21 protein-coding genes and 2 pseudogenes are annotated in these 24,586 nt (G+C 66.1%); 15 read left to right on the forward strand and 8 right to left on the reverse strand.

The window, feature by feature from the left end; translation table 11 throughout:
• Nucleotides 1–154 precede the first annotated feature (154 nt).
• Nucleotides 155–2,518: a molybdopterin-dependent oxidoreductase gene (locus tag ACOCMM_RS13200; protein ID WP_419553604.1), complete on the forward strand. Its 2,364-nt coding sequence runs from the start codon at nucleotides 155–157 to the stop codon at nucleotides 2,516–2,518.
• Nucleotides 2,519–2,678: 160 nt separating this feature from the next.
• Here ACOCMM_RS13200 and ACOCMM_RS13205 read toward each other — a convergent pair whose 3' ends face one another.
• A complete protein-coding gene (locus tag ACOCMM_RS13205; protein ID WP_419553605.1) occupies nucleotides 2,679–2,876 on the reverse strand; it encodes a hypothetical protein in 198 nt (65 codons plus the stop codon).
• A gap of 250 nt (nucleotides 2,877–3,126) precedes the next feature.
• Here ACOCMM_RS13205 and ACOCMM_RS13210 point away from each other — a divergent pair, with 250 nt between their 5' ends.
• Nucleotides 3,127–3,366 (forward strand): hypothetical protein, encoded by a 240-nt coding sequence (locus tag ACOCMM_RS13210; RefSeq protein WP_419553606.1) that lies wholly within the window; start codon nucleotides 3,127–3,129, stop codon nucleotides 3,364–3,366.
• A 256-nt stretch (nucleotides 3,367–3,622) separates the two neighbouring features.
• On the opposite strand, the gene ACOCMM_RS13215 is transcribed toward ACOCMM_RS13210, so the two are convergent.
• Nucleotides 3,623–4,273, reverse strand: a complete 651-nt coding sequence (locus ACOCMM_RS13215; protein WP_419553607.1) for a type I restriction endonuclease — start codon at nucleotides 4,271–4,273, stop codon at nucleotides 3,623–3,625.
• A gap of 279 nt (nucleotides 4,274–4,552) precedes the next feature.
• Between ACOCMM_RS13215 and ACOCMM_RS13220 the strand changes: the two genes are divergently transcribed.
• Entirely contained in the window at nucleotides 4,553–5,758 is a 1,206-nt protein-coding gene (locus ACOCMM_RS13220) for a DUF222 domain-containing protein (RefSeq protein WP_419553608.1), read from the forward strand.
• 338 nt (nucleotides 5,759–6,096) lie between these two features.
• Here the strand turns inward: ACOCMM_RS13220 and ACOCMM_RS13225 are convergent, their stop codons facing one another.
• The 4 genes from ACOCMM_RS13225 to ilvD form a co-directional block, all read right to left on the reverse strand.
• Nucleotides 6,097–6,849 (reverse strand): dihydropteroate synthase, encoded by a 753-nt coding sequence (locus tag ACOCMM_RS13225; RefSeq protein WP_419553609.1) that lies wholly within the window; start codon nucleotides 6,847–6,849, stop codon nucleotides 6,097–6,099.
• 78 nt (nucleotides 6,850–6,927) lie between these two features.
• Nucleotides 6,928–7,476, reverse strand: coding sequence for a thioesterase family protein (locus tag ACOCMM_RS13230; protein WP_419553610.1), 549 nt, complete (start codon nucleotides 7,474–7,476; stop codon nucleotides 6,928–6,930).
• A gap of 65 nt (nucleotides 7,477–7,541) precedes the next feature.
• Nucleotides 7,542–9,020, reverse strand: coding sequence for an MFS transporter (locus tag ACOCMM_RS13235; protein ID WP_419553611.1), 1,479 nt, complete (start codon nucleotides 9,018–9,020; stop codon nucleotides 7,542–7,544).
• 88 nt (nucleotides 9,021–9,108) lie between these two features.
• Nucleotides 9,109–10,944, reverse strand: coding sequence for a dihydroxy-acid dehydratase (ilvD, locus tag ACOCMM_RS13240; RefSeq protein ID WP_419553612.1), 1,836 nt, complete (start codon nucleotides 10,942–10,944; stop codon nucleotides 9,109–9,111).
• A gap of 72 nt (nucleotides 10,945–11,016) precedes the next feature.
• On the opposite strand from ilvD, the pseudogene ACOCMM_RS13245 reads away from it, so the two are divergent.
• The 12 genes and pseudogenes from ACOCMM_RS13245 to ACOCMM_RS13300 all read left to right on the forward strand — a co-directional run.
• Nucleotides 11,017–11,175: pseudogene (locus ACOCMM_RS13245) on the forward strand (phosphoserine phosphatase); the annotation flags it as partial.
• 61 nt (nucleotides 11,176–11,236) lie between these two features.
• A pseudogene (locus tag ACOCMM_RS13250) lies at nucleotides 11,237–11,545 on the forward strand (arsenate reductase family protein); the annotation flags it as partial.
• Between the two features lie 13 nt (nucleotides 11,546–11,558).
• Nucleotides 11,559–12,737: a glycine cleavage system aminomethyltransferase GcvT gene (gene gcvT, locus ACOCMM_RS13255; protein WP_419553613.1), complete on the forward strand. Its 1,179-nt coding sequence runs from the start codon at nucleotides 11,559–11,561 to the stop codon at nucleotides 12,735–12,737.
• Nucleotides 12,738–12,783: 46 nt separating this feature from the next.
• Complete coding sequence (gene gcvP, locus ACOCMM_RS13260) at nucleotides 12,784–15,693, forward strand: aminomethyl-transferring glycine dehydrogenase (protein WP_419553614.1); 2,910 nt, start codon at nucleotides 12,784–12,786, stop codon at nucleotides 15,691–15,693.
• A gap of 71 nt (nucleotides 15,694–15,764) precedes the next feature.
• A complete protein-coding gene (locus tag ACOCMM_RS13265) occupies nucleotides 15,765–16,481 on the forward strand; it encodes a hypothetical protein (RefSeq protein ID WP_419553615.1) in 717 nt (238 codons plus the stop codon).
• A 32-nt stretch (nucleotides 16,482–16,513) separates the two neighbouring features.
• Entirely contained in the window at nucleotides 16,514–17,440 is a 927-nt protein-coding gene (locus ACOCMM_RS13270; RefSeq protein ID WP_419553616.1) for a nucleoside hydrolase, read from the forward strand.
• Between the two features lie 126 nt (nucleotides 17,441–17,566).
• Nucleotides 17,567–18,679, forward strand: a complete 1,113-nt coding sequence (gene selD, locus ACOCMM_RS13275) for a selenide, water dikinase SelD (protein ID WP_419553617.1) — start codon at nucleotides 17,567–17,569, stop codon at nucleotides 18,677–18,679.
• Nucleotides 18,680–18,687: 8 nt separating this feature from the next.
• The gene (locus ACOCMM_RS13280; protein WP_419553618.1) at nucleotides 18,688–19,344 is read left to right on the forward strand and encodes a hypothetical protein; all 657 of its coding nucleotides are present in this window, start codon (nucleotides 18,688–18,690) and stop codon (nucleotides 19,342–19,344) included.
• Nucleotides 19,345–19,352: 8 nt separating this feature from the next.
• A complete protein-coding gene (locus ACOCMM_RS13285) occupies nucleotides 19,353–20,330 on the forward strand; it encodes an isopenicillin N synthase family dioxygenase (RefSeq protein ID WP_419553619.1) in 978 nt (325 codons plus the stop codon).
• A 90-nt stretch (nucleotides 20,331–20,420) separates the two neighbouring features.
• Nucleotides 20,421–20,744 (forward strand): hypothetical protein, encoded by a 324-nt coding sequence (locus ACOCMM_RS13290; RefSeq protein ID WP_419553620.1) that lies wholly within the window; start codon nucleotides 20,421–20,423, stop codon nucleotides 20,742–20,744.
• A gap of 251 nt (nucleotides 20,745–20,995) precedes the next feature.
• Nucleotides 20,996–21,316 (forward strand): hypothetical protein, encoded by a 321-nt coding sequence (locus tag ACOCMM_RS13295; protein WP_419553621.1) that lies wholly within the window; start codon nucleotides 20,996–20,998, stop codon nucleotides 21,314–21,316.
• Nucleotides 21,317–21,622: 306 nt separating this feature from the next.
• A complete protein-coding gene (locus ACOCMM_RS13300; protein WP_419553622.1) occupies nucleotides 21,623–21,790 on the forward strand; it encodes a hypothetical protein in 168 nt (55 codons plus the stop codon).
• Nucleotides 21,791–21,833: 43 nt separating this feature from the next.
• On the opposite strand, the gene ACOCMM_RS13305 is transcribed toward ACOCMM_RS13300, so the two are convergent.
• Together ACOCMM_RS13305 and ACOCMM_RS13310 are read right to left on the reverse strand one after the other, a co-directional pair.
• Nucleotides 21,834–23,246, reverse strand: a complete 1,413-nt coding sequence (locus tag ACOCMM_RS13305) for a mycothione reductase (protein WP_419553623.1) — start codon at nucleotides 23,244–23,246, stop codon at nucleotides 21,834–21,836.
• Nucleotides 23,246–24,538 (reverse strand): serine hydrolase domain-containing protein, encoded by a 1,293-nt coding sequence (locus ACOCMM_RS13310; protein ID WP_419553624.1) that lies wholly within the window; start codon nucleotides 24,536–24,538, stop codon nucleotides 23,246–23,248. The genes ACOCMM_RS13305 and ACOCMM_RS13310 overlap by 1 nt, the downstream gene beginning before the upstream one ends.
• Nucleotides 24,539–24,586 lie beyond the last annotated feature (48 nt).

The following is a 24,586-nucleotide window of genomic DNA, read 5'->3' on the forward strand; positions in this document are numbered from 1 at the left end:
TCAATGAGGCCGGTTAGGTCAACCCAGCAGGCCCGAAGTTAGCGGGCCGCCGGCCACGCCCCGGTTGCGGTGGGCGCGCGAGTCGGTTCCGGCAGCGGCAACACCGGTCCCGTAGCCTTGCGATGTCCACGCCTCCGCACCTCGAGGGGATGCCATGTCCGATGCCCAGGCCCGTCTTGCAGCGCTTCGCGCCAGCCGCGCCGGCAAGGATGCTCCAGCCTCGACAGCGACCGCCCCCAAAGCAAAGTCCAACGGCGCAGAGGACCCCACCAAGGTCTGGCACAAGACCGCTTGCATCCTGTGCTCGAACAATTGCGGCATCGAGGTTCGTCTCGACGGCCGCAAGATCACACGCGTTCGCGGAGACAAGGAACATCCCGCTTCGAAGGGCTACACCTGCGAGAAGGCCCTGCGCATCGACTACTACCAGAATGGCCGCGATCGTCTCACCACTCCGCTGCGCCGGCGGGACGACGGCACGTTCGAGGAAGTCTCGTGGGACGTCGCCATCGCCGAGGTGGCCGAGCGGCTCACCGGCATCCGCGACTCGGTCGGCGGCGACAAGATCCTCTACTACGGCGGCGGTGGGCAGGGCAACCACTTCCCCGGTGCCTATGCGCGGGGCGTGCTGCAGACCCTGGGCGTGAAGTACCGCTCGAATGCGCTCGCTCAAGAAAAAACCGGCATGTTCTGGGCACAGGGCAAGATGTTCGGCAAGCAGAACCTCGGCGCCATGGGCGACTTCGAGCACGCCGACTGCGCGGTGTTCATCGGCAAGAACCCTTGGCAGAGCCACGGTTTCCCCGAGTCGCGTAACGAGCTGAACAAGATCCGCAACGACGACGTCCGCAAGCTCATCGTGATGGATCCGCGGGTTTCTGAGACGGCGGCGATGGCCGACCACCACCTGCGAGTCCGTCCCGGCACCGATGCGTGGGCATTGGCGGCACTGCTGGCGATCATGGTCGAAGAGGGCCTCACCGACGAGAAGTTCCTGGCAGAGCACTGCACCGGCTGGGATGAGCTGCGCGATCTGATCTTGGGCACCGACATTGCCGACTGCGCTCGCAAGTGCGGCATCGACGAGGCGGACCTGCGTGCCGCAGCCCGCACGATGGGCAACGCCCAATCGCTGTCGACCGAGGAGGACCTCGGTATCGAGATGGCTCCCCATTCGACGCTGAACAGCTGGCTGCAACGCCTGCTCTACCTGGTGACCGGCAACTTCGCGAAGCCCGGCGGCATGAACCTTCCGCTGCGCCTTGCTCCTATCTGCGGCCATTCGGGCGAGGGCGAAACCGATCCCGTCACCGGCAGCCCCATGCTGTCGGGCCTCATGGCCTGCGCCGCCATTCCCGACGCCATCGACACCGACCACCCGAACCGCTTCCGCGCCATATTCGTGGAGTCGGCCAACCCGCTCCACACGCTGCCGGACTCGAAGCGATTCCGGGAGGCCTTCGCCAAGCTGGAATGCCTCGTGGTCATCGACGTGGCCATGACCGAGACCGCCCGCGCCGCCGACTACGTGCTGCCCGCCGCCTCGCAGTACGAGAAGCCAGAGGCCACATTCTTTGCCGGCGAGATGCCTGCGAACTATTTCCAGGTGCGCCACCCCATCTTGGAACCGTTGGGCGACTCGCTGCCCGAGGCCGAGATTCACAGCCGGCTCGTGGCGGCCATGGGCGGCAAGCCGGACGCCACCACCGATCTCGCGGATGCTGCGCAGCAAGGCCGTGAGGCGTTCATCGCCGCTCTCGGCGAGGCGTCGGCAACCGATCCCGACGTCGGTGCGAAGCTGCCAGTGGTGCTGTACGACGCTCTGGGGCCGACACTGGGCAACATGGCGCCAGCCGCGATCATGTTCGGTGCAGCCATGCAAGCCTCGATGCGCTATCCCGACGAGGTCCGGGCTGCGGGCATCTCCGGCGAAGGCTTGGAGTTGGCAAACAATCTGTTCGACAAGCTGGTCGACTCGCCCTCGGGGATGATCTACAGCGTCAGCGAGTACGAACAGACTTGGGATCGCATCGCGCATACTGACGGCAAGATCCATCTCTTCATCGAGGAGCTCGCCGACGAGTACCGATCACTGGGCGACGAGGAGCCTGCCCGCGGCGGCGACCGGTTCCCGTTCGTGCTCTCAGCAGGCGAGCGCCGTTCGTCGAACGCCAACGACGTGATCCGGGATCCAGAGTGGCGCAAGAAGGACAAGGCCGGCTCGCTGCGGATCAACCCCGACGACGCCACGGCACTTGGCGTGGTCGATGGCGACCGCATCAAGATTGTCTCCAAGCGGGGCGAGGCCGAGGCCCCTGCCGAGGTCACTGACACCGTGATGTCCGGGCATGTCACGCTCCCTCACGGCTTCGGCACCGAGTACCCCGACGAGACCGGCGAGCACAAGATTCACGGCGTGGCGGTGAACGAGCTCACCGACATCGAAGACCGCGACTGGCTGTCGCACACCCCGCATCACAAACACGTCCGAGTGGCCCTCGAACCCGTCACCGGCTAAGTCCCGGTGGGCGCCGATTGGTGACAACTGGCTTGTCACAACTTGTTTGCTTCGATACTGCGCATCAGGAGCAGCGACGCTTCGAAGAACCGCTGCCGCAGGCTCTAGGTCATCCGACAACGCGTGCCGCGCACTCGCCGTGTCTGGCGGTCAGTGAGCGTCACACGCCCGGAGCCTCGAAGATCGGCTCGACATCGCTCTCCCATGCAAGACCGGCCAACTCCGTCATGCGCTGCATGCGCTTGAGCTTGTTCGCAGTAGATGCATGCACCCAGAGGAACCAATCTGGGAATCCTTCGACTGAGCGGTAGTCGCGCTTGCCGACGTCGGCCTGCAAGCGAGAATTGCCATTCCGCATTGCCCGAGGCCACTTTGCGTTCTGAGGCCCGGAGGCGGCCTAGGCGTCGAGGAAGCCGGGGTTGCGCTGCTCATGTACCGACGCGAGCAGTGTCATCGCTTCCCGGCCACTGTTCGCCTCATGTGTTTGACCGTGGATGCGGGAGCCACGCAGATTGCCCAGAACTGAGGTCGATCCGCGCGGCTGAGTCGGCTTCGGTTTCGGCTCAACTTCGAGTGCGGGAGCAGATCCATCCGATGAGTTCCAGCAGGTGCCGATGCTCACGGGCGAGGTCCCACCGGTGGATGGGTTCGTGGTGCGCAATCCGGTTCCGCAGCGCGTGAAGGCGCCGCATACGGCGAGCCACATCGGCGCGAACTTGTCGGGCATCGTCGCTGGACGGATGCCCGGGAAACACAGCGGCAAGGCATGGAACCCAAATCGACGTGTGGTACGAGCCGAGCCGATCACGTGTGAGGCGATCCGCGAGAACGGTGGCATCTGGCGTTGACATGAGAGTCGGGGAGCGCATAGTTATCCCTGAAGACCCCGGAACCGTCCCTGCTACGGCAAACGGCCGGGGTTACGCCTTTCTCCGATAGTGCCTCCCCCGCCCCAGCAGCCTGATCGTCCTGAGAGGGGCATCGCTTCCCAGCAGACTTCCAGCAGGACCGGCGCCGAACCCCATCAGAACCACTCGAGGCAGTCAATCAACGCCTCCACGATGTCCTGCCTGCTTCGGCCGCCGGGCTGGAGGCGCAGGAGCTTCACCAATTGCTGACGCTCCACCATTCGATGACTTCCGCCATCTCTGTATCCGTCAACCGCTCCAGCTCTTCTCGGGCGTAGTCAGTTCTGGGCAGGTCTTCCGGGAACAATGCGCCGTAGCTGTACGGTCGTTCCATTGCGCCAGTCGGTTCGTCGGCCCGAAGGGCATCGCCTTCGAGCACGGCGTCCCGGCCGAGGAACGTCCGGAGTTCCAATTCCGCCTCCTCGAGACCGACGGACTCGGTCAAGACCAAACGCAGAAATCGACGCTCGGCCGACGATCCTGGGGCTCTGCGGAGGTAGAAGTCCCACGTCTCGCCGTCGGTCAGCAGCAGGATCGGCACTTCTCGATGCCTTGCGTAACGAAACAACTGCCGCACGGCCTTGTCATGGCGAGCCCTGTCCTGCAGATGACCCTTTCTCTTGGCCTCGATGAACACCACAGGGCCGCCGAATTCGCCGAGGAGTGCCTCGTCAACCTTTCGCTTCCCGATCCTGAATTCAGCTCGCATGTGCGATGAATCGGCGTCATCCCATCCCAAGCTGCGCAGGATGGGGCGCACAACCTTGACTTGGACGTTCGTCTCGAGCCTCAAGTTCCCCGATGACAGTTCCTTGTGCACCTTGGCGAGCCGTTCCTCCAGTTCCACGTCAACCTCCCATCACGGCGAAGATCGCCCGGTGCCGGGAGGGATCGTAGATCAGGTCCGGTCTGGGTAAGTCGAGTCGGGCGGGTTCGCTCGCGTTGGTGGCCGCGGGCGAGTATGCGTCTGGCAGGTGAGATCCGCCGCAGATGGTTGTCACACCCCTCTCGTACGGTTGTTCTCATGGACAACGGCGGCAACAGCCCGGAAGCCACGAACGCCACGGCGGCGCACGCTGCTGCTGCGCAGCCGTCGTTGTCACACCCCCCTCATACGGTTGTTCTCATGAAGGGCGGCAGCGATTCGGCTTCCGGTGGCAGTGCAGCAAGCACGCATACATCGGGCGGCGTGCGTTTGGATGCGGTGGATGTCGTTGGGCTGTGCGGGGAGGGCCTGCGCGCACGGTTGGGTGAGATCGCTCGGGCCGAATCACGGCTGGCGGCGATGAATGCGGACACGTTGGGCGAGCTCGCTCGCCGCAATGGCGACGGTGCCGCCGCGCACGCCGCCACGGACGCTCTGGCGGTGTCGGGCCGCAAGGCGCGCGGCGAAGTCAGGGACGCCGTGAGGCTCGGCGGTCTGGACGCGACGCGGGAGGGGCTCTCGGAGGGCTCGGTTCCGGTGGGCCACGCGCAGCTGATCACCCGTGCCGCTGGCGACGCCCCGATCGACGACCGATACCTGGCCGAACGGGCGCAACACGAGGGCTATGACGAGTTCCGTCGCACCGTCGCCCGCCACGTGGCCGATGTCAGCCGAGACGACGGCGCATCATTGCTGGAGCGGCAGCGTCAGGCGCGCACCGCCAAGATCCTGACCCGTAGCAGCGACGGCATGACGGTGCTCAACCTCGTCGTCGACCCCGTCACCGGGGCCCGGCTGGGCACGGTGATCGCCGCCACCGCGCGGCGCCTGTTCCAGAACGAAGATCCCGCTGCGCGGCGCACGCCCCTTCAGCGGACCGCCGACGCGATCTGCCAGCTCATCCTCGAACCCGACACCAAGCGCCCCGCAGGCGCGTCACTGATCGTCGTGGCCGACTACGACATGGTGAACCACCAGCTCATCAACGGGCGTCTCGCCGATGGCACCCCGATCCCGATCGGCGAAATCGCCAAGATCGCCGTCGATGCTGAACTGCTCCCGGCAATCTTCGAGGCCGCCACCGGCGACCTGCGCATGGGGCGCAACCGCCGCACCGCCACCGACCTCCAACGCGCCGCGCTGGCGTTGCGCGACAGGGGCTGCGTCGGGTGCGGTATCTCTCCCGAGCGCTGCCAGCACCACCACATCGCAGAGTGGCAGGACGGCGGTCACACCGACTATCAGAACCTCGTCACCGTCTGCCCGGACTGTCACAACGACAAGATCCACCAACAGGGCTTCACCGTCGAACGGGACCCCAACGGCGGCCGGTACCGGCTCCAACCACCGACCACGCCCCCAAACGACATCCATGGCCAAACCGGGTCACGAGCACCCCCACGCTGAACCCCCGGGGGCACCCTCCCCAGCCGCCAGGGCGCACGGCACTCGGTGATCTACCCATCCCAACCTCTGCGAGAGAACTGGGAGGGAGTAGCGCTGCCTGTGAAGATCCCGGAACCGTCCCTGCTACGGCAAACGGCCGGGGTTGCGCCGTTTCTCGTTGCCGGCTGACGGCTCGCCGGTGACGACGCGGGCTGAGGGGCCGCGCTGATGGAGTGCAGCGCTCTCGGTGTATTTCATTCCCGACGCCTCGAGTGCCAGCAAAGCCGCTGGTCAAGGTGCCGTGGACTCAATGGGTAAGGGGAGCGCTTCCGCAGGTCAGCGCCCATCCGCTGACGCTCCTAGTTGGCTGATGTGAGGGCAGCGTGGTGCTCGCGCACCTGAGCTGGACGGTGGGCGCGCACATATTCCGGCTTCTGCGAAAGTGCCAAGTCGAGCAGTTCGAGCCGGTCCGGCGTCTGCAGCCAGGGCACCGGCACGTACAGCGGCAAACCGAATTGTCGCAACTGCCCCAGGCCGCTGTAGATGGCCTGCTGATAGACGGCTCGTTCGGGCCAGTCCATGTCGTGCGGACCGAACCCGACGCCGCAGTCGAGCAGCAGATCTTGCGCGATCCCGGCCCGCCTGAGACGCCCGATGTGCTCCCCGAACCACTCCACCATCACGGCGACCGGGTCACCGCTCACATCGCGCACGCTGCGAAAATCCCGCCCCAGCATGAACGGCAGCACCACCGTCACCTCACGCTCGACAGCAAGCTCCACCATCTCAGGCGTCTGCAGTGCGTCGCCGGCATTCAGCACAGCGGCGCCAGCATCGAGCGCCTGGCGAGCCACCTCGGGCTTTCGGGTATCGATCGCCACATCAGCGCCCAGCGACAGCAGCCCGCGCAGCGGCCCAGAGACCCGCCGCCATTCCTCCGCTGCGCTCACCTCGTCGCTGCCGAGCGTGGAGCCTTCACCGCCGAGGTCGAAGTAGTCGGCGCCTTCGGCCATCAGCGTTGTGCCACGCGCGACTGCCTCATCACAGTCGTGCACGACCGAGAAGTCGGCCTTCGAGTCGGGAGAGGCGTTGACCACGCCGAAGATCTCCACGGCCGCAACATAGTCAGGGCATGCCGACTGCGGCCGGGGACCGGTTCGATACCCGGTCGAGCTGACCGTGTCGAAGCGTCAGACGAGGTCTGGATGCCGCAAGGCCTCGTCCGAGGGCGGGATGGCAATCAAGCGGCCCACCTGCGGCGGTATTGGCAGCTCCCGGTGCACCGCCCAGATCTCACCGAGCCGCTCATAGGGCTCGTCGGCCATCGGTGCCACACGGCGCGTCGGCCCGTCGATGTTCAGCGACATCACCTCGCAGATGGCCGCCACGTAGTCATCTCGCGTCTGGGTCATCACCTGGAACGCATGCACGCGCTTGCGGTCGAAACCCAACAGCTGGACGGAGATCACGTACGGCTCGTCGGGACCAATCTCACGCACATACGCGATGTGGTTCTGCGCAGAGAACGTCGTAATGTCCCGCACTGCCCGGTGCGCCGTTCCGAGGCCGATGAAGTCCATCCAAGGTGCAATGGCGTCATCGAAGGCCACCAGGTAGTAGCCGGCGTTGAGGTGGCCGTTGTAGTCGATCCACTCCTGCTGGACCGTTCCCCGCAGCACCTCGACGGGCGCCGGCAGGACGCCATCGGTCGGCTGCGGGCTCAGCGAATCGTCGCTCACGCCAGATTCCTCCTCAGGGTTCGACGGGTCGAATTCGCACTGCGCAAGTGAACCAGCGATCGAGTTCAGTTGCTGCGGGCCAAGTCCGCCACGGTGACTGGCACGGCCGCGCCGTTGCGATCATCGACGCTGTCGGCAAGGACCGGCCAGAACACCTTTGGCGGTGCTCCTCGCAACGCTTCTGACTGTGGTCGGCTCATTTCGGCCGCGAGCCGTTCGGGGCGCTCCCCGTTGGACGCCGCGCCAACAACCTGTGCGGGCATCTCGACTGCATGCGAGGGTGCGAGCGGACCGGGCCGCGATGGCGCAGGCGGCGCGCCGGGTGGGCCCACATACGTCGGCAGAGGAATCGGGTGGCGTGTCATCGGCAGAAGAACCACAACGCCCACCGCTGCGATCACGCCTGAGATGGCGATCGACAAACCGATGCCGCCAGTCGCATCGGCGGTGAAGCCCATCAATGGCGGACCGATCAACGCGCCAGTACCGGAGGTGAAGAACAGCATGCCCATGACCGCTCCGATACCCACCAAGCCGAACAAGTGAGCGGTGACCTCACCGAGCAGCGCCACGAAGCCGCCGTAGGAGACTCCGAGGATCGACGCGAAGACAATCAGCAGGACGAACTTCGCCTCCAGACTGCTCACTCGGGTCGTCGTGTACCAGACCGCATACGCGACGGGCAGCCCGAAGAACGCGATCTTGAGCAGCCGGACCGAGCCCAGCGGACGGGCCAGGCTCGTGAGCGCCATGCGCCCCACGATGCTTGTGAAGCCGATGATCGTGAACAACGCCACCGCTGCTCGTGGTGGAACGCCGTCGTCCTGGGCAAACGTGACCACCGAACCCAATGACCCGATGACGGCCACCGTGAAGAACACACCCGCGGCTGCCATCTGCCAGAAGGGAGCGGTACGCACGACCAGAGAGACGTGACGCTTCGCGTCGCCCATGTCCATCTTCGGCGGCCGCTTGATCATGAAGAGCGCTACAGCAAAGATTCCCGCTGCCACCACTGCGAGCGCCTTCATGCCGCCACGCCATCCATAGACCTCGAGCAGCCATTGGGCCAGCGGCGCGAACAGCATCGTTCCCAGCCCTGAGCCGGTCGCCACGATGCCTTGAGCCACGGCGCGATGACGAACGAACCACATGGCCGTGAGTGCGAACAACGGTGCGTTGAACAGGCCTCCACCGAAACCCAGGCCGACACCGAACAGCACATATCCGTGCCACAACACTGATATTTGCGACATGGCGAAGAGACCGCCGCAGAACATCGCTCCTCCGACGATGAGCAGCGGAGCGATGCCGAACCGGTCGTACAGGCGGCCCGAGACCAGAGCACTGCCGAAGAACAGAAACACTGTGATCCCGAACACGAGGCTGATCGGTCCGTGGCCGGTCCCGAACTCGTCCGCCATGCTCTTCGCGAACGCGTTGAAGCTGTAGATCGTCCCGAACGCCGCCATGACGCTGAGGGCCGCGCCGCAGGCCGTGACCCAGCCGCGTGCCGAGTCGAGGTGCGTCGAGCCGCTGGCCATCACCGTTGCGAGGCTACGGCGGCAGCGCCGGCTCTGCGGAAGGATGCCTCAAGCCTGCCGCGGGCGACCGCAGGGCTCTGCGGGGTTGTCAGCCCAGACCCGAGACGTCGCGGACCGCACCCTTGTCGGCGCTCACGGCCATGGCGGCATAGGCCCGCAGTGCTGTGCTCACCTGGCGTGGACGAGGCTTCGCTGGCTGCCAGCCAGCTGCATCCTGCTCTCCACGCCGCCGCTCCAGCTCGGCATCGTCGACAGCGAGGTTGATCGTGCGATTCGGGATGTCGATCTCGATGGTGTCGCCGTCGTTCACGAGACCGATGAGCCCACCGGAGGCCGCCTCGGGCGAGACATGGCCGATCGACAAGCCCGAGGTTCCACCGGAGAAACGCCCGTCGGTCACCAGCGCGCACGCCTTGCCGAGCCCCTTGGACTTCAGGTACGAGGTCGGGTACAGCATTTCCTGCATGCCGGGGCCGCCCCGGGGGCCCTCATAACGCACCACCACGACATCGCCGGCAACGACCTTGCCGTCCAGGATGTGCTCGACCGCCTCGTCCTGGCTCTCGACGACGTGAGCGGGGCCAGAGAACACCCAGATCGACTCGTCCACCCCGGCGGTCTTCACCACGCAGCCGTCGGGCGCGAGGTTTCCGTACAGAATGGCCAACCCGCCGTCGGCCGAATAGGCAAAGTCGACCGAGCGGATGCAGCCCCGCTCGCGGTCGACGTCGAGCGTCCGGTAACGCTCGGATTGGCTGAACGCGACCTGCGTCGGGATGCCCGCCGGACCCGCCCGGAAGAACTCAGCCAGCGATGGATCGTCGTTGGTGGCGACATCCCAGCGGGAGATGGCCTCGAACATCGTCGGCGAGTGCACTGTGGGCACCTGGTTGGCAATGAGACCGGCCCGGTTCAGCTCGGCCAATATGCCCATCACGCCCCCGGCACGATGCACGTCCTCGACGTGGAAGAATTCCGATGCCGGCGCCACCTTGCAGATGTTCGGCACCTTGTGCGACAGCCGGTCGATATCGGCCATCGCGAAGTCCAGACCGGCTTCCTGCGCTGCTGCCAGCAAGTGCAGGATCGTGTTGGTGGAACCGCCCATCGCGATGTCGAGCGTCATCGCATTCTCGAAGGCCTCGAAGCTGCCGATCGCCCGAGGCAGTACCGATTCATCGTCTTGCTGGTAGTAGCGCCTGCACAGCTCGACCACCAAGCGCCCCGCCTTCAGGAACAGTTCGCGCCGATCCGAGTGGGTCGCCACCACCGTTCCGTTGCCAGGCAACGACAGTCCCAGCGCCTCGGTCAGACAGTTCATCGAGTTGGCGGTGAACATGCCCGAGCATGAGCCGCACGTGGGGCAGCCAGACCGTTCCATCTCGGCCACGTCCTCGTCGCTCACCGACTCGTCGGCCGCCACGACCATGACGTTGATGAGGTCCACCTTCTGGGTGGCCAGCTTGGTCTTGCCGGCCTCCATGGGCCCGCCCGACACGAACACCGTCGGAACGTTCAGGCGCATCGCTGCCATGAGCATGCCGGGGGTGATCTTGTCGCAGTTGCTGATGCACACCAGAGCGTCGGCGCAGTGCGCATTCACCATGTACTCCACCGAGTCAGCGATGAGATCTCGTGACGGCAGGCTGTAGAGCATCCCGTCGTGACCCATAGCGATGCCGTCGTCGACGGCGATGGTGTTGAACTCCTTGGCAACGCCGCCAGCGGCCTCGATTTCACGGGCAACAAGCTGGCCCATGTCCTTCAGATGCACGTGGCCGGGCACGAACTGGGTGAACGAATTCGAGATGGCGATGATCGGCTTGCCGAAGTCCTCGTCGGTCATGCCGGTGGCCCGCCACAACGCGCGAGCCCCGGCCTGATTCCGGCCAGCGGTGGAGGTGACGGATCGGTAGCGCGGCATGGGATCAGCCTACGCCTGGGCTGCCCAATCTGACGGCCCAATAGCCTGCCCGACCTGATGGCCCTCGATGCCGCGGCCGGGCTGGGCATTGCATTCAACGCCAAACCGGTGCTGGCCGATGCAGCCGACACCACCGTGAACGTGCCCTATCTGGACGCGATCCTGTTCATGCTCGGCGTGACTCGGGAGGAGGTCGAGGCTGCCGATGCCTCGGCAACTCGGTCCAGATAGCTTCGCGTACATGGCTGACGTGACCATCTTTCACAACCCCCACTGAAACTCTTCGCGCAATGCCTTGGCGGTCGCCGAGGAAGCTGGAGTCGAAGCCGACATCGTCCTGTACATGAAGACGCCGCCTGACCGCGAAACGCTTGAGCATCTCGTGTCGATTCTCGAAGATCCCGTCGAAGACTTGGTGCGCAAGGACTCACAGTTCAAGAAACTGGGCCTGAATGCCGATGACTATGTCGGCAATCCGATGGCGGTCGTCGAGTTGCTGAGCCAGCGCAAAGCGCTGATGCAGCGCCCCGTCGTGGTGCGAGGCGACCGGGCCATCGTCGGACGCCCGAAGGATCGCATCGCCGCGCTCCTGGCGGACTGAGACCCATCGGTTGATGACAGACGCGAGCGGCACTAGCGCTGGCGAGGCTGGTGCAGATCCAGATACCGGCGGCATCCGCACACCGCTGTTCGATCTGCACTCCGAGCTTGGTGGCCGGATGGCCAACTTCGGCGGCTACGCGCTGCCGATGCGATTCGAGGGCACCATCGCCGAGCACCGTGCAACCCGCACTGCAGCGGGATTGTTCGACGTGAGCCACATGGGCATCATCGAACTGCACCCCAACCGCAGCGACGAGGTTGCCGACGTCGCGGCGTGGCTGGAACGTTGTATTCCCGGCTCTGTCGTCAACCTGGCCCCGGGGCGCATGCGCTACACGCTGTTCACCACGTCCGCTGGCGGCGTGCTCGATGATCTCATCGTGTCCAACTACGGAAACCGGCTGAGCGCTGTGGTCAACGCCGTGCGCGCCGACGCCGATCTCGCGATGCTGCGCGGCGTCAACGGTGGCAGCGACGACGGCGACGTACGCATCGCAGTGCGCCATGACTTGGCACTGCTGGCACTTCAGGGGCCCGCCGCGGTTGAAGTGCTCGCACGCTGGGCGCCGCCTGCAGCCGAGCTCGCGTTCATGTCGACGGCCGTCATATCGATCGACGGAGTCGAGTGCGAGGTGTCGCGCTGCGGGTATACCGGCGAAGACGGCTTTGAGATAGCCGTGCCTTCCACCGAAGCGGTGCATCTCGCGCAGCTGCTGCTGAGCAGCGACGAAGTTTCTCCGGCAGGACTCGGCGCCCGCGACACGCTGCGGCTCGAAGCGGGCCTTCCCTTGGTGGGCCACGAGCTCACCGAGGCGACGACACCTGCCGAGGCCGGTCTCGGTTGGTCTATTCCGAAACGGAGGCGCGCCGAAGGCGGCTTTCCCGGTTCCGAGACCATCACAGCCCAGCTGTGCGAGGGACCGCCGAGGCACCGGGTCGGCGTCGCGGCGCAGGGCCGCCGGCCCATCCGCGATGGCGCTGTGCTGGCGGACGCCGACGGCGCGCATGTCGGCATCGTCACCAGCGGCGGCTTCGGACCCACCGTCGACGCGCCGATCGCCATGGCTTATGTGGCCGCCGAACACGCTTGTGACGGCACCGAGTTATTCGCCGAGGGCCGCAAGGGTCCCGAGCCATGCCGGGTCGCCCCGCTGCCCTTTGTGGAGCATCGCTTCTGGCGACCGTCATGAACAGCTCGCCGAACGCAAACAGGGTCCCAAGATATGAGTGACACGTATGAGTGATTCCCAAGAGCACCTCGCAGCACCTGGGGAGTTCGCAACGCGGCACATCGGTCTGCGGCCCGACGACACCACCGCCATGCTCAAGCGTCTCGGGTTCAGCTCGCTTGAGGAACTCGTCGATGCCGCGGTCCCTGCCGAGATCCGGCTGGACGAGCCACTCGCGCTCGCTGGCCTGCAACGGCCGATGAGCGAGACCGAGGCACTTGCAGCAATCAGGCAGCTGGCCGCAGCCAACACGCCGATGCGCTCGCTCATCGGGCTCGGTTACTACGGCACGCTCACCCCGGCGGTCATCCGGCGGGGCGTGCTCGAGGATCCGTCGTGGTACACCGCGTACACGCCGTACCAGCCCGAGATCTCCCAAGGCCGGCTCGAGGCATTGTTGAACTACCAGACGATGATCTGCGACCTGATGGGCATGGAGATCGCCAACTCGTCGCTGCTGTGCGAGGGCACCGCCGCCGCTGAGGCGATGGCTATGGCGCGGCGGATAGCGCGCAGCGGGCCGGACCGCTTCTTCGTCGACGCCGATTGCCACCCGCAGGTGATTGATGTGGTTGTCACGCGTGCTGCGCCGCTCGGGATTGACATCTGCATCGGCGATCCCAGCACCGACCTGCAGCCAGCGGAGGTCTACGGAGCACTGCTGTCCTATCCCGGCAGCAGCGGTGCCGTCCGCAACCTTGAACCTGTGATTGAAGCACTGCACGGCACGGGCGCCGTTGCGACGGTCAGCGCCGACCTGCTGGCGTGCTGCGCGCTGCGGCCACCCGGCGAGCAGGGGGCCGACATCGTCGTGGGCAGCTCGCAGCGATTCGGCATTCCGCTGGGATTCGGCGGACCGCACGCGGCATTCCTTGCAACCAGCGAGAAGCATCGGCGCTCGATGCCCGGGAGGCTCGTCGGCGTCTCGCGCGATGCCGCCGGCCGGCCCGCGTACCGGCTGGCGCTGCAGACCCGTGAGCAGCACATCCGGCGTGAGAAGGCCACCAGCAACATCTGCACCGCACAGGTGCTGCTTGCCGTCATGGCTTCGATGTACGCCGTTTGGCATGGCCCCGAAGGTCTTGTCGCTATCGCAGAGCGGGTACACGGGTTGACTGCCGGGCTCGCTGCGGGCCTTCGCAGCAGCGGCCTGCACGTGCGCAACACATCGTTCTTCGACACGCTGACCGTGGAAGTCCCCCACGGAGCCGAACGGGTGCTGGCCGCCGCCGCGGACGCGGGCATCAACCTTCGGCGCGTCGACGACGACACGGTGGGCGTGTCGCTCGACGAGACCTGCGGCGACACCACGGTGGCTGAGGTGCTCGCAGCGTTCGGCGTCACTTGGGCGACCGAAGCCCGCAGCGGTGCGTTCGTCGCTGCACCAGCAGCGACGGCCCCTTCGGGCATCGCATCGGAGCTCAAGCGCACGACCGAGTTCCTCACACATCCCACATTCGGCGCGTACCGCTCCGAAACCGAGATGATGCGCTACCTGCGGCGTCTGGCCTCCTATGACGTAGCCCTCGATCGTTCGATGATCCCACTGGGCAGCTGCACCATGAAGCTCAACGCCGCGGCCGAAATGACACCGGTGACCTGGCCGGAGTTCGCGGAGATCCACCCGTTTGCACCGGCAGACCAGTCCGCCGGTTACCGACGGCTCATCGCCGATCTTGAAGCGTGGCTGGCAGAGATCACCGGCTATGACGCGGTGTCGCTGCAACCCAACGCCGGCTCGCAGGGCGAGCTGGCAGGTCTGCTGGCGATCCGCCGCTACCACGACGACCGGGGCCATGCAAACCGGACCGTGTGCCTCATTCCCTCATCGGCGCACGGCACGAACGCTGCCTCCGCCGTGATGGCGGGCATGCGCGTGGTCGTGGTGGGCTGCTCCGACGACGGCGACGTGGATCTTGAAGACCTCGACGCCAAGATCGCCGAGCACGGCGAGCAGCTGGCGGCCTTCATGGTCACCTACCCGTCCACGCACGGCGTGTACGAGGACGGCATCCGCCAGGTTTGCCTCAAGGTGCACGCAGCGGGTGGGCAGGTGTATGTCGACGGCGCCAACCTCAACGCGCTCGTCGGCTTGGCGGCTCCCGGCACGTTCGGTGCCGACGTCAGCCACTTGAACCTGCACAAGACGTTCTGCATTCCCCACGGTGGCGGGGGTCCAGGCATCGGACCGGTCGCGGCCCGACTGCACTTGGCGAAGTACCTGCCGAATCACCCGCTGGAGCCGGATGCCGGCCCTGATACCGGTCCTGGTGCGATCTCGTCTGCCCCGTGGGGATCGGCGGGCATCCTGCCGATCCCGTGGATGTACATCGCGATGATGGGAGTCGAGGGACTGACCCGAGCCACCCAGACCGCGATCCTGTCTGCCAATTACTTGGCGTCCCGCCTCGGCGAGCACTTCCCGATCCTGTACCAAGGCCGGTACGGCCTGGTCGCCCATGAGTGCATCGTGGATCTGCGGCCGTTCTCCGCGTGGGCCAGCGTCGACGACGTGGCCAAGCGGCTCATCGACTTCGGCTTCCACGCTCCGACGATGTCGTTCCCGGTCGCCGGGACCTTCATGATCGAGCCGACCGAGAGCGAGTCGCTGGCGGAGATCGACCGGTTCTGCGACGCCATGGCGACGATCCGGGCCGAGATTGACAAGATCGCCTCGGGCGAATGGCCAGCCGACGACAACCCGCTCGCGAATGCACCGCACACAGCGATCGATGTGCTGGGCGACGAATGGGACCATCCGTACTCCCGCACGGAGGCTGTCTATCCGGCGGGCACCAACGTGGCGTCGCTGGTCGCAGACAAGTACTGGCCGCCGGTCAGCCGTGTCGACGGCGCTTACGGGGACCGCAACCTCATGTGCGCCTGCCCCGATCCACGCGCCTTCGAGGCTGGTTAGCTCGAAACCGCAGAGACCCCATCCGTGCCGGCAGCTCGGCTCGACGGTAGGCAGACAACTAGCGTTCGCGCATGGCGCGAGTTGACCCTGCAGTGCTGGAGATGCCGGCCGATGCTGCCGCCGGCACGATGCCGTACTTCACCCACATCGACACCTGGCTGCGAGCCGAGATCGGCGGTCTCAGCGACGAACAGCTCGACTTTGACGACCAGTCTCCGGATCGGGAATGGATGTGGTGGTCGATCCGGCGCCAGATCTCACACATCGCCTGGGTGTCGCTGATCTTCTCGAAACGCCGCTGCGGATCTCTGCTGTGGCCTCACGGCGACATCCCAGAACCCATCGTGTGGTCCGAGCATCACCAGGGACGTAACAACAAGCACGGTCTGCGCCTCGACCCTGCGCTGTTCTGGGATGTGCCCGACCTGGCAGACAAGCTGGACCTCGGTCTGAGCTGGATGCGCCATGTCGTCGCCTCCCATCCGATCGAGACGTTCCGTGAGATGGTCGAATCACGTCACAGCACGCTCTTCTGGGACGATGCCATCACGGTGCTGCCGCGGGGCGCCTGGCACGACCCTGACGACGAGCGTCTCATTGTGAACACGCTCGAGTGCGCAATCTGGATGCTCTTCTACGAGATGGCCTCCCATATCCGCACCATCGGTCGCCTCAAGGAGATCCAGGGACTGCCGACCGCGATCGAGCTGACGCGCTTCGGCTACCTGCGCCTCCCTCACTATTGGGGTGAGACCGAGGCGCCCGCCCCGAGCATCACCAAGCTCTAGCCCCGAGTTGTCGATATGGGTGAGTTATCGATATGACAGGGCCGAAGATCATTCTCGACTGCGATCCCGGCCACGACGACGCCGTGGCCATCCTGCTGGCGGCTCGCCACTGCGAGATTCTGGCAATCACCACCGTGTCAGGGAATGCGCCGCTGCACATGACCACGGCGAACGCTTTGCTCATGTGCCAGATCGCCGGTCTCGACGTCCCGGTGCATGCCGGTGCCGACCGGCCGCTGCTGGTGCCCGCCGCGCACGCGCCGCGCGCCCATGGGCACAGCGGGCTCGACGGGCCGCCACGGCCCGAGGTGCATCGCACCGTGAACGGCAATGACGCGGTCGGCTGCATCATCGAGACCATCAGAACTCACGATGACGTGTGGCTTGTCCCAGTCGGTCCGCTCACAAACGTGGCGCTGGCCATGCGGCAGGCTCCCGACATCGTCGAACGGCTGGCAGGAATCTCGCTCATGGGCGGTGCCATCGGGCCTGGCAACGTCACGCCCACGGCTGAGTTCAACATCTGGGCTGACCCCCACGCTGCTCAGATCGTCTTCGCCAGCGGCGCGCCGCTGATGCGCATGGCAGGTCTCAACCTGACCCACCAGCTCTGTGTCGGCCCCGACGTCATCGCTTCGCTGCGAGCCAGCGGCGGCACTGTGCCGGAGTTCGTAGCCGGGTTGTTCGACTTCTACCTGGCCGGCTATCGCGAACGGGCCGATCTCGACGCGGCGCCGCTGCACGATCCCTGCGCAGTGCTGGCAGTCACACTGCCCGCCCTGTTCGAATTCGGCGCTCGTCACGTCGAGGTCGAGACCGCCGGTGAACTGACTCGTGGCATGACGGTTGCGGATGAGCGACCGGGCACCGACGCCGACCCCAACTGCGAGATCGCCTACAGGATCGATGCTGACGCGGCCATGGAGCTCATCGTCGACGCAGTCTGCAGCTACGACTGACGGCCGCTCGGGCCGCATCCACCGCTCTGGTTCGCTGCGCTCACCGGCCGCTCGGGCCGCATCCACCGCTCTGGTTCGCTGCGCTCACCGGCCGCTCGGGCCGGGGGCCTCGGTACCGTTGCCGCTGTGCCGGCGAACAGCTCAGCGAACAGCTCAGCGTTCCGGCTGAGCCAGTACAGCCACGGTGCGGGCTGAGCGTGCAAGCTCGGACCTTCCGAGCTGGCGCAGGTGCTGCGCCATCTGACTCCCCCGACTCACCCCGACCTCGTGGTCGGCTCCGACTCCAGCGACGACGCCGCCGTGTGGCGGCTCGCCGACGGCCAGTTGCTGGTGACCTCAGCCGACTTCTTTGCGCCGATCATCGATGACGCCCGCACGTGGGGTCGCATCGCTGCCGCCAATGCCGCCAGCGACATCTACGCCATGGGCGCCAAGCCGCTATTCGCGCTCAACTTGGCCGCCTGGCCCCGTGATGTACTGCCGCTGGATCTGCTGGGCGAGGTGCTCGCAGGCGGTGCCGACGCTGCATCGGACGGCAACTGGATCGTGGCAGGCGGTCATACGATCGACGCACCCGAGCCGCTTTATGGCATGTCGGTGACCGGCATCTTCTCGGCTGGCTCCGGCATGGCAGACCTGCTCACCAATGCCGGCGGGCAGCCGGGTCAAGCGCTCGTGCTCACCAAGCCGCTCGGCACCGGCCTGCTGGCAACAGCGCTCAAGCGCTCAGAACCCGAGGAGGTCGCCCCGGGCGGCGATCTCCACGCTGCCTACACCGCCGGCGTCGCCGAGATGAGCCGTCTCAATGCAATCGCAGCGAGCATCGCTGCCGACTCGGACGCCACAGCCGCCACCGACGTCACCGGATTCGGTCTGCTGGGGCACCTTGCCGAGCTGACGGCCGCCAGCGGGGTGAGTGCCGTCCTGGACGCTGGCGCAATGCCATTGCTGCCTGACGTGTTGCGGCTCGCAACTGACGGTTTCGTGCCGGGCGGCACACGACGGAATCTCGACCATCTCGAGGGACGGCTGCAAGGCGGAGACTCGCTCACGCGCACCGTGCTGGGCGATCCGCAGACGTCGGGCGGCCTGCTGTTCAGCTGCGGTTCCGCTCGGGCCGACGAAGCTGTCCGCGAGCTGCGCGGCAGCGGTCACCAAGCTGCAGTGATCGGCGAGCTCTCCGAGGAAGACCCCGGCACGATCACTACCACTGGAAACATCGGCCCGAGCGCCGACTGAGGCTGTCCATGGTCGCTTCGCACGATCCGGCCAGCGATCCCGCAGCGGCACCGCATGCTGCCGCATCCTCGGCGTCGGGGGCAGGCGACGCGTTGCGCCGCGGCGTGTTCCCTGGCTCGTTCAACCCACCGACCAGAGCCCACGTCGCCATCAGCGAGGCGGCTCGGGACCAGCATTGCCTCGATGAGCTCGTGTGGTCGGTGAGCCGTGTGGCGCTCGCCAAGGAGGACGTACAGCGCCCGAGCCTGGAAGATCGTGTCGACGTGCTCAACGAGGTTGGGTCGCGACTCGACTGGCTGGAGATCGTCGTCACCGACGTGCAGCTGCTGTCCGACATCGCGGCCGGCTTCGACGTGATCGTGATGGGGGCCGACAAGTGGCATCAGATTCACGACCCGGTCTTCTACGGCAATGATCCGGCCAGCCGCGACGCATCGATCGCATCACTGCCGGAGGTGGCGATCGCAGCCCGTCCGCCACAGGACTGTCCCGCCCACCTGTTGCTCGACCTGCCGGACTGGGTGGGCCAAGCGTCAAGCACGCTGGCCCGCACGACCGATCCGGGCATGATGGTCCCCGAGGCCGCTCGCTTCGACGCGGAGACTGGCGCCTGGACCGACCCGGCGCGCTACGAGCAATGGCGAGCAAACCAGCAGCGGCACTGAGGAGCGCAATGGACGAGATCCTCGATGTGGACTTGCTCGCATTCGAGCGAGGCTCAGCGACGCAGCGACGAGCCGTCACCGACGGCGTCATGGCGAGCCTGCGAACCGGCTTCGTCTACACGGCCCACGACCTGTCCGGCGGCTTGCTCGACGACGCTTACGGCGTACTCGGGAGATTCTTCGCGCTCGAAGCTGACGCCAAGGCGCGCTATGTCGACACTGAGTCATTTGGGGCCCGCGGCTACACCGGACCGCTCACCGAGACCGCCGCCGTCTCCGATCTGCCCGACTGGAAGGAGATGTTCAACTGGAGCGACCTGCCGCCGGCCGGCCATCCGCTCACGGTCAAGTACGCGCGCTGGTACCGACCGTCCGTCTTCCCGGACGCCGACATTGCCGGCGCAGGCGAAGTCCTCACCGAATTCCACTGCAGGCTCGTGGACTTGCAACGGCGATTCCTGCGGGTCATCGCCGAGGGCATCGGTGCCCACGAGACCTATTTCGACACGATGACCACCTACGGCACCCACCTCAGCCGAGCCATCCACTACCCGCCGATGTCGAGTGCTCCAGGCGGCGGCGCTGAGGGTCACATCTGGGCAGACGAGCACACCGACATCAATCTCATCACTGCCCTGCCCCGCGCGAGCGAGCGAGGCCTGCAAGTGCGCATCGACGGCGAGTGGGTGGACGCGGCGCCGCCGTCCGACCACGTCATCGTGAACTCGGGCATCATGCTGGAGCACGCCACCAACGGCCTGATCGGAGCCGGCTGGCACCGGGTGAAAGCCGACCCCGACCAGCGCTCCGGCCGGCTCAGCGTCGTGCAGTTCTGCCACCCCCGGCCGTCGGTCATCCTCACGCCGGCGCCGTCGACGGTCACCGCTGAGCGGCCGTGCCGTTATGAGGCCGTCTCAGCCGAGGACCGGCTGGAAGAAGTGATCTGGGAGATCAATCTGATTCCCGACGCCCGCCGGGTCGAGTAGCCCCGCCCGCTGCTGTACATCCTAAATCTGACACTCATGGGTCGAGGGATTGCGCGAAACTGCGTGCCTTGTGGCTGAAGGGACAGGCCGATGATTGAGGAGCAGTTTCGGGCGCGTCTGTTTGCCGTGTCGGGGTTGAGACAGGAGGCGGAGCAGGAGGTCCGGGCGACTTCGGCGCTGCTGTCGGTTCTGCAAGTCGTGCGCCCGCTCTCAAAACGCCTGCTCGGTCCGTTGGGCGCGAGCCTGTCTGAGTCGGCCGAGGTGCTGGCGTGGACTGAGGTGCCTTTTGAGACTGCCGACGGGGAGGGGTTGCGGCCTGACGGGATTGTGACTGTGAGGAGTCGGGGGCGTTCGTTCACAGCGCTGATTGAGGTGAAGACCGGGACGAGCAGGCTTGGCTGCTTGCTGAACTGATTCGCTACTTGCACCACGGAAGGTCTGGGGTTGCTCAGTCGCGTGACATGGGCAAGGGGTGGACGACGGTTTGGCAAGGTACTCGAGACGGTCTGCTGTCGCGGCCTACGGCGGAAGTGCACGACATCTGCAAACGCTGGGATCAACTGCTGCATTCGTGCGCTTTGGACCTTGCCGCTGCGCTTCGTTCCGATGTGTCCGAGCCCATTCCCCGCGCTCACAGGAGCGACCCTGCGTTGAGGGAAAAGGAAATGGCCGAGCAGTTGTGCGATGAGGGGAAGTTGACAGGTCAGCTCCGCATCCCTGGAGCCATCTCGGACCTGTCCGTGACTGCGGACCTGAGGTCAGGGCGGATCATGCTGCAAGCCGACTTCGGCGCACCGACCAACAAGGGTGCCAAAGGCCGGGTGAGCTGGCTCCTGCGAGAGCTGCGGGAGGCGCCCGGCGAGCTTGTCATCGAGGCGTTTGCGGAACGATCCTCCAATCCGGAGCTGGCAACGCTCGATGAGCTGAGAAGGACCCTGCGAGGGCCTTCACGAGCACTCAGCGCCCGCCTGCGAGGTTCCGGGTGACTCAGCTCTCCGAGATGGGCCGCTCGCGCTCCGCTACAGCAAAGAACAGTTTTGCGGTTTCTGTGGCTCAGGCCGTGGACGGCTTCTACCGCACGACGGTCCAGCACATTCGGCACGTGCCCCCGCCAGCTCCCAAGACGCTCAAGGAGCCTGCCCCAGCGCCAGCAGAACCCGTCAGGAATGACAGCGACGAGCCAGGCACGCTGAGCGGCGATCCGGGACTCCCTGAGGGGCTTGGGGCACCGAGCCCGACAAACCGGGGGCGCCAGAGCGTCCCGAGGCCGTCGGAGGAAGGAGAGAGTCCCGATGCGAACTGACCGCAAGCGCGCCATGCGCAAGTCCCCGACTCCCAGGACTGCCAAGGCGCTCACTCTGGCGGAGCTGAAGGAGCTTGCAGCGTCCGCTCCCCGCGATTGCTCCGACGACTACAAGCCCGGTCCTGCCATCGGCACTGCTGCGCCTGAGGCTGTCTGAGGCTCTTTCGCCTGACGCCCGCCGGGTCGAGTAGCCCCGTCGGCTACAGCTCGAGCAACGCGTTCTCGATGACCTCGGTCAAGGCAGGGTGGATGTAGAACTGGTCGTGCGCCATCTGGTCGACGGTCTGGCCGAATGTCATGCCCGAGATGAGCTGCTGGATCAGCGTGGAGGCCTGCGGGCCGATGATGTGGGCACCGAGCAGCTCGCGGGTCTCGGCATGCGCGATCAGCTTGGCGAAGCTGGCGTGGTCTTCCATGGCCCAGCCGTAGGCGGTGTGGCCGAATGGCTTGTTCGCTACCGAGATCGGCAGACCGGCCGCTCGGGCGTCCCGCTCGGTCAAGCCGACAGACGCGACCTGCGGGTGAGAGAACACCGCATGGGGTACCAGCCGTTCCGGCACCGAGCGCATGGGGCCGTCTGCGGCGCCCTCGGCCACGAGCAGGTTGTGCCGGAGCGCGCGCACCTGGGCGTTGGCGAGATGCTTGAGCTGGATCTCGCTGGCAAGGTCGCCGAAGGACCACACTCCCGGCGCGCTCGCCCGGAAATGCTCGTCGACCAGCACGCGGCCGCCGTCGTGGGCCACCCCGGCCGCGTCGAGATTCAGCAGGTCGCCATTGGGAACCCGTCCGGTGGCCACCAGCAGGACATCGGCACTCACCCGCTGGCGCTCCCCACCGGCGCTCAGCTCCATCGAGACGCCGCCGCTCGGCTCAGGACTCACCTGGGTGATCGTCGCGCCCAGCCGCAGATCGAAGTGCCGCTGCGCTGCGCTGGTGTATGCCTGCGACACATCGTCGTCCTCAGCCCGCAGCAACCGCTCGCTGCGGTTGATCATGGTCACCTCGGTGCCCAGAGCCGAGAACACGTAGCCCAGTTCGGCAGCGATGTAGCCGCCGCCCAGCACGATCATCCGCTTCGGCAGCTCGTCGAGCCGCATGACGGTGTCCGACGTGTGGTACGGCGTGCGATCGAGGCCAGGGAACGGCGGTATGAACGGTCGCGCACCGGCGCCCAGCACAACGTGGCGACCGCGGATGCGAGTCGTGCCCCCATCGTTCAGCTGGACTTCAAGCTCACGGTCGCCGATGAAGTGTCCCAAGCCCAAGAACACGTCGATATTCGGGCATGCGGTCCCGCAGCGGAACACCTTGCCCCCCTCCGCGATCGGGTCGATGCGGCCGAAGACGCGATCGCGGATGGCGGGCCAGTCAGCACCGTCGAACGAGGCGGAGATGCCGTACGTGGCGGCTGTGTGGATCGTGTCGGCCACATCGGCCGCGTACACGAACATCTTCGACGGAATGCACCCGACATTCAGGCAGGTGCCCCCGAACGTGCTGCGCTCGACGAGTGCGATCGACCAGTCGTCGAACTCCGGGCCCGGGATCGAGTTCGCCGAACCGCTGCCCACGATGACGAGATCGAAAGTGCTCGGATCAGCGGCATTCGGCATCACACGAGTGCCTGGTAGACGAGCGCCTTCAGCTCAGGCCGGATGGGATGGGTGCTCGAGGGCAGCAGCTGCGTCAGGAAGACGACGGTGATGTCCTCGACCGGGTCCACCCAGAAGGCCGTCGATGCGGCGCCTCCCCAAGCGAACTCACCCTTGCTGGACACGACCTTGGCCTTCGCAGGGTCAAGCACGACCGAGAAGCCCAGCCCGAAGCCCACGCCGTCGAACGCCGCCTCGGAGAACAAGGCCCGGCCGCACTCGGTGAGGTCAGTCCCGCCCGGAAGGTGATTGCTGGCCATGAATTCGAGGGTGCGCCGCCCGATGATGCGGGCCCCGTCCAGCTCACCGCCATTTCGCAGCATCTTGGTGAACCGGTGGTAATCCCCCATGGTCGACACCAGGCCGCCGCCGCCCGAGAGGATCTTGGGCGGCGCCAAGTAGGCAGACGTGCACGGATCGTCCAGGAGGGAGCGTCGCAGGCCCGGGTCGTCGAGGCGGTACGCCGGCATCGCTGGGCCCGTGTTGCCCGCAAAGTTGCGCGCTGCCAGGACGGCTGTCGTGTAGTTGGCCGCGAAGCGCTCAACGTCGGCACGGGGCACTTCGAAGCCCGTGTCGGCCATGCCCAGCGGTCCGGTCACATGCTCGACCAGGTACTCGTCGAGGGATTGGCCAGAGACAAGCTCGACAACCCGGCCCAGCACGTCGGTGGAGTAGCTGTAGTTCCACTCGGTACCCGGATCGAACAGCAGCGGGAGCGATGCGAGGGCTTCGCAGGTTTCTTCGAGATTGCCGGGAGCCCCCCAGTTGAAACCGTTTGCCCGGTAGAGCGCATCGACCTCGTTCGCGAAGTGAAAGTCGTACGTCAGGCCCGAGGTGTGGGTCAACAGGCTGTGGATCGTGACCTCGCTGGCCGGTTCGGTTGTCTGGTACTGCATCACGTTGCCGCCCGCGAAGACGCGCGCGTTCGCGAACGACGGAATCCAGCGTGACACCGGGTCCGTGAGCTGGAAGAGGCCCTGTTCGTACAGTTGCATCGCTGCGATCGACACGATCGGCTTGGACATCGAGTAGATGCGATAGATCGTGTCGGACGTGACCGGCAGGGACCGCTCGCAATCCCGATCGCCATAGCGATGGGTGTACGCGATCTTGCCGCCGCGCGTCACGAGTGCCGAGACGCCGGGCAGGCGGCCATCGTCGACGTAGCGATTCAGGTGCGTTGTGATGCGTCCCAGCCGGGCAGGGTCGAACCCCACCTCGGTCGGCTCGACTTCCGCCTCAATCGATCCCATCACTGCCTCCGACGGTTCTGCGCTGCGGTTTCGCAGGTTACGGCGCAG

Source organism: Candidatus Poriferisodalis sp., from assembly GCF_965198245.1.
Lineage (GTDB): Bacteria > Actinomycetota > Acidimicrobiia > Acidimicrobiales > Poriferisodalaceae > Poriferisodalis.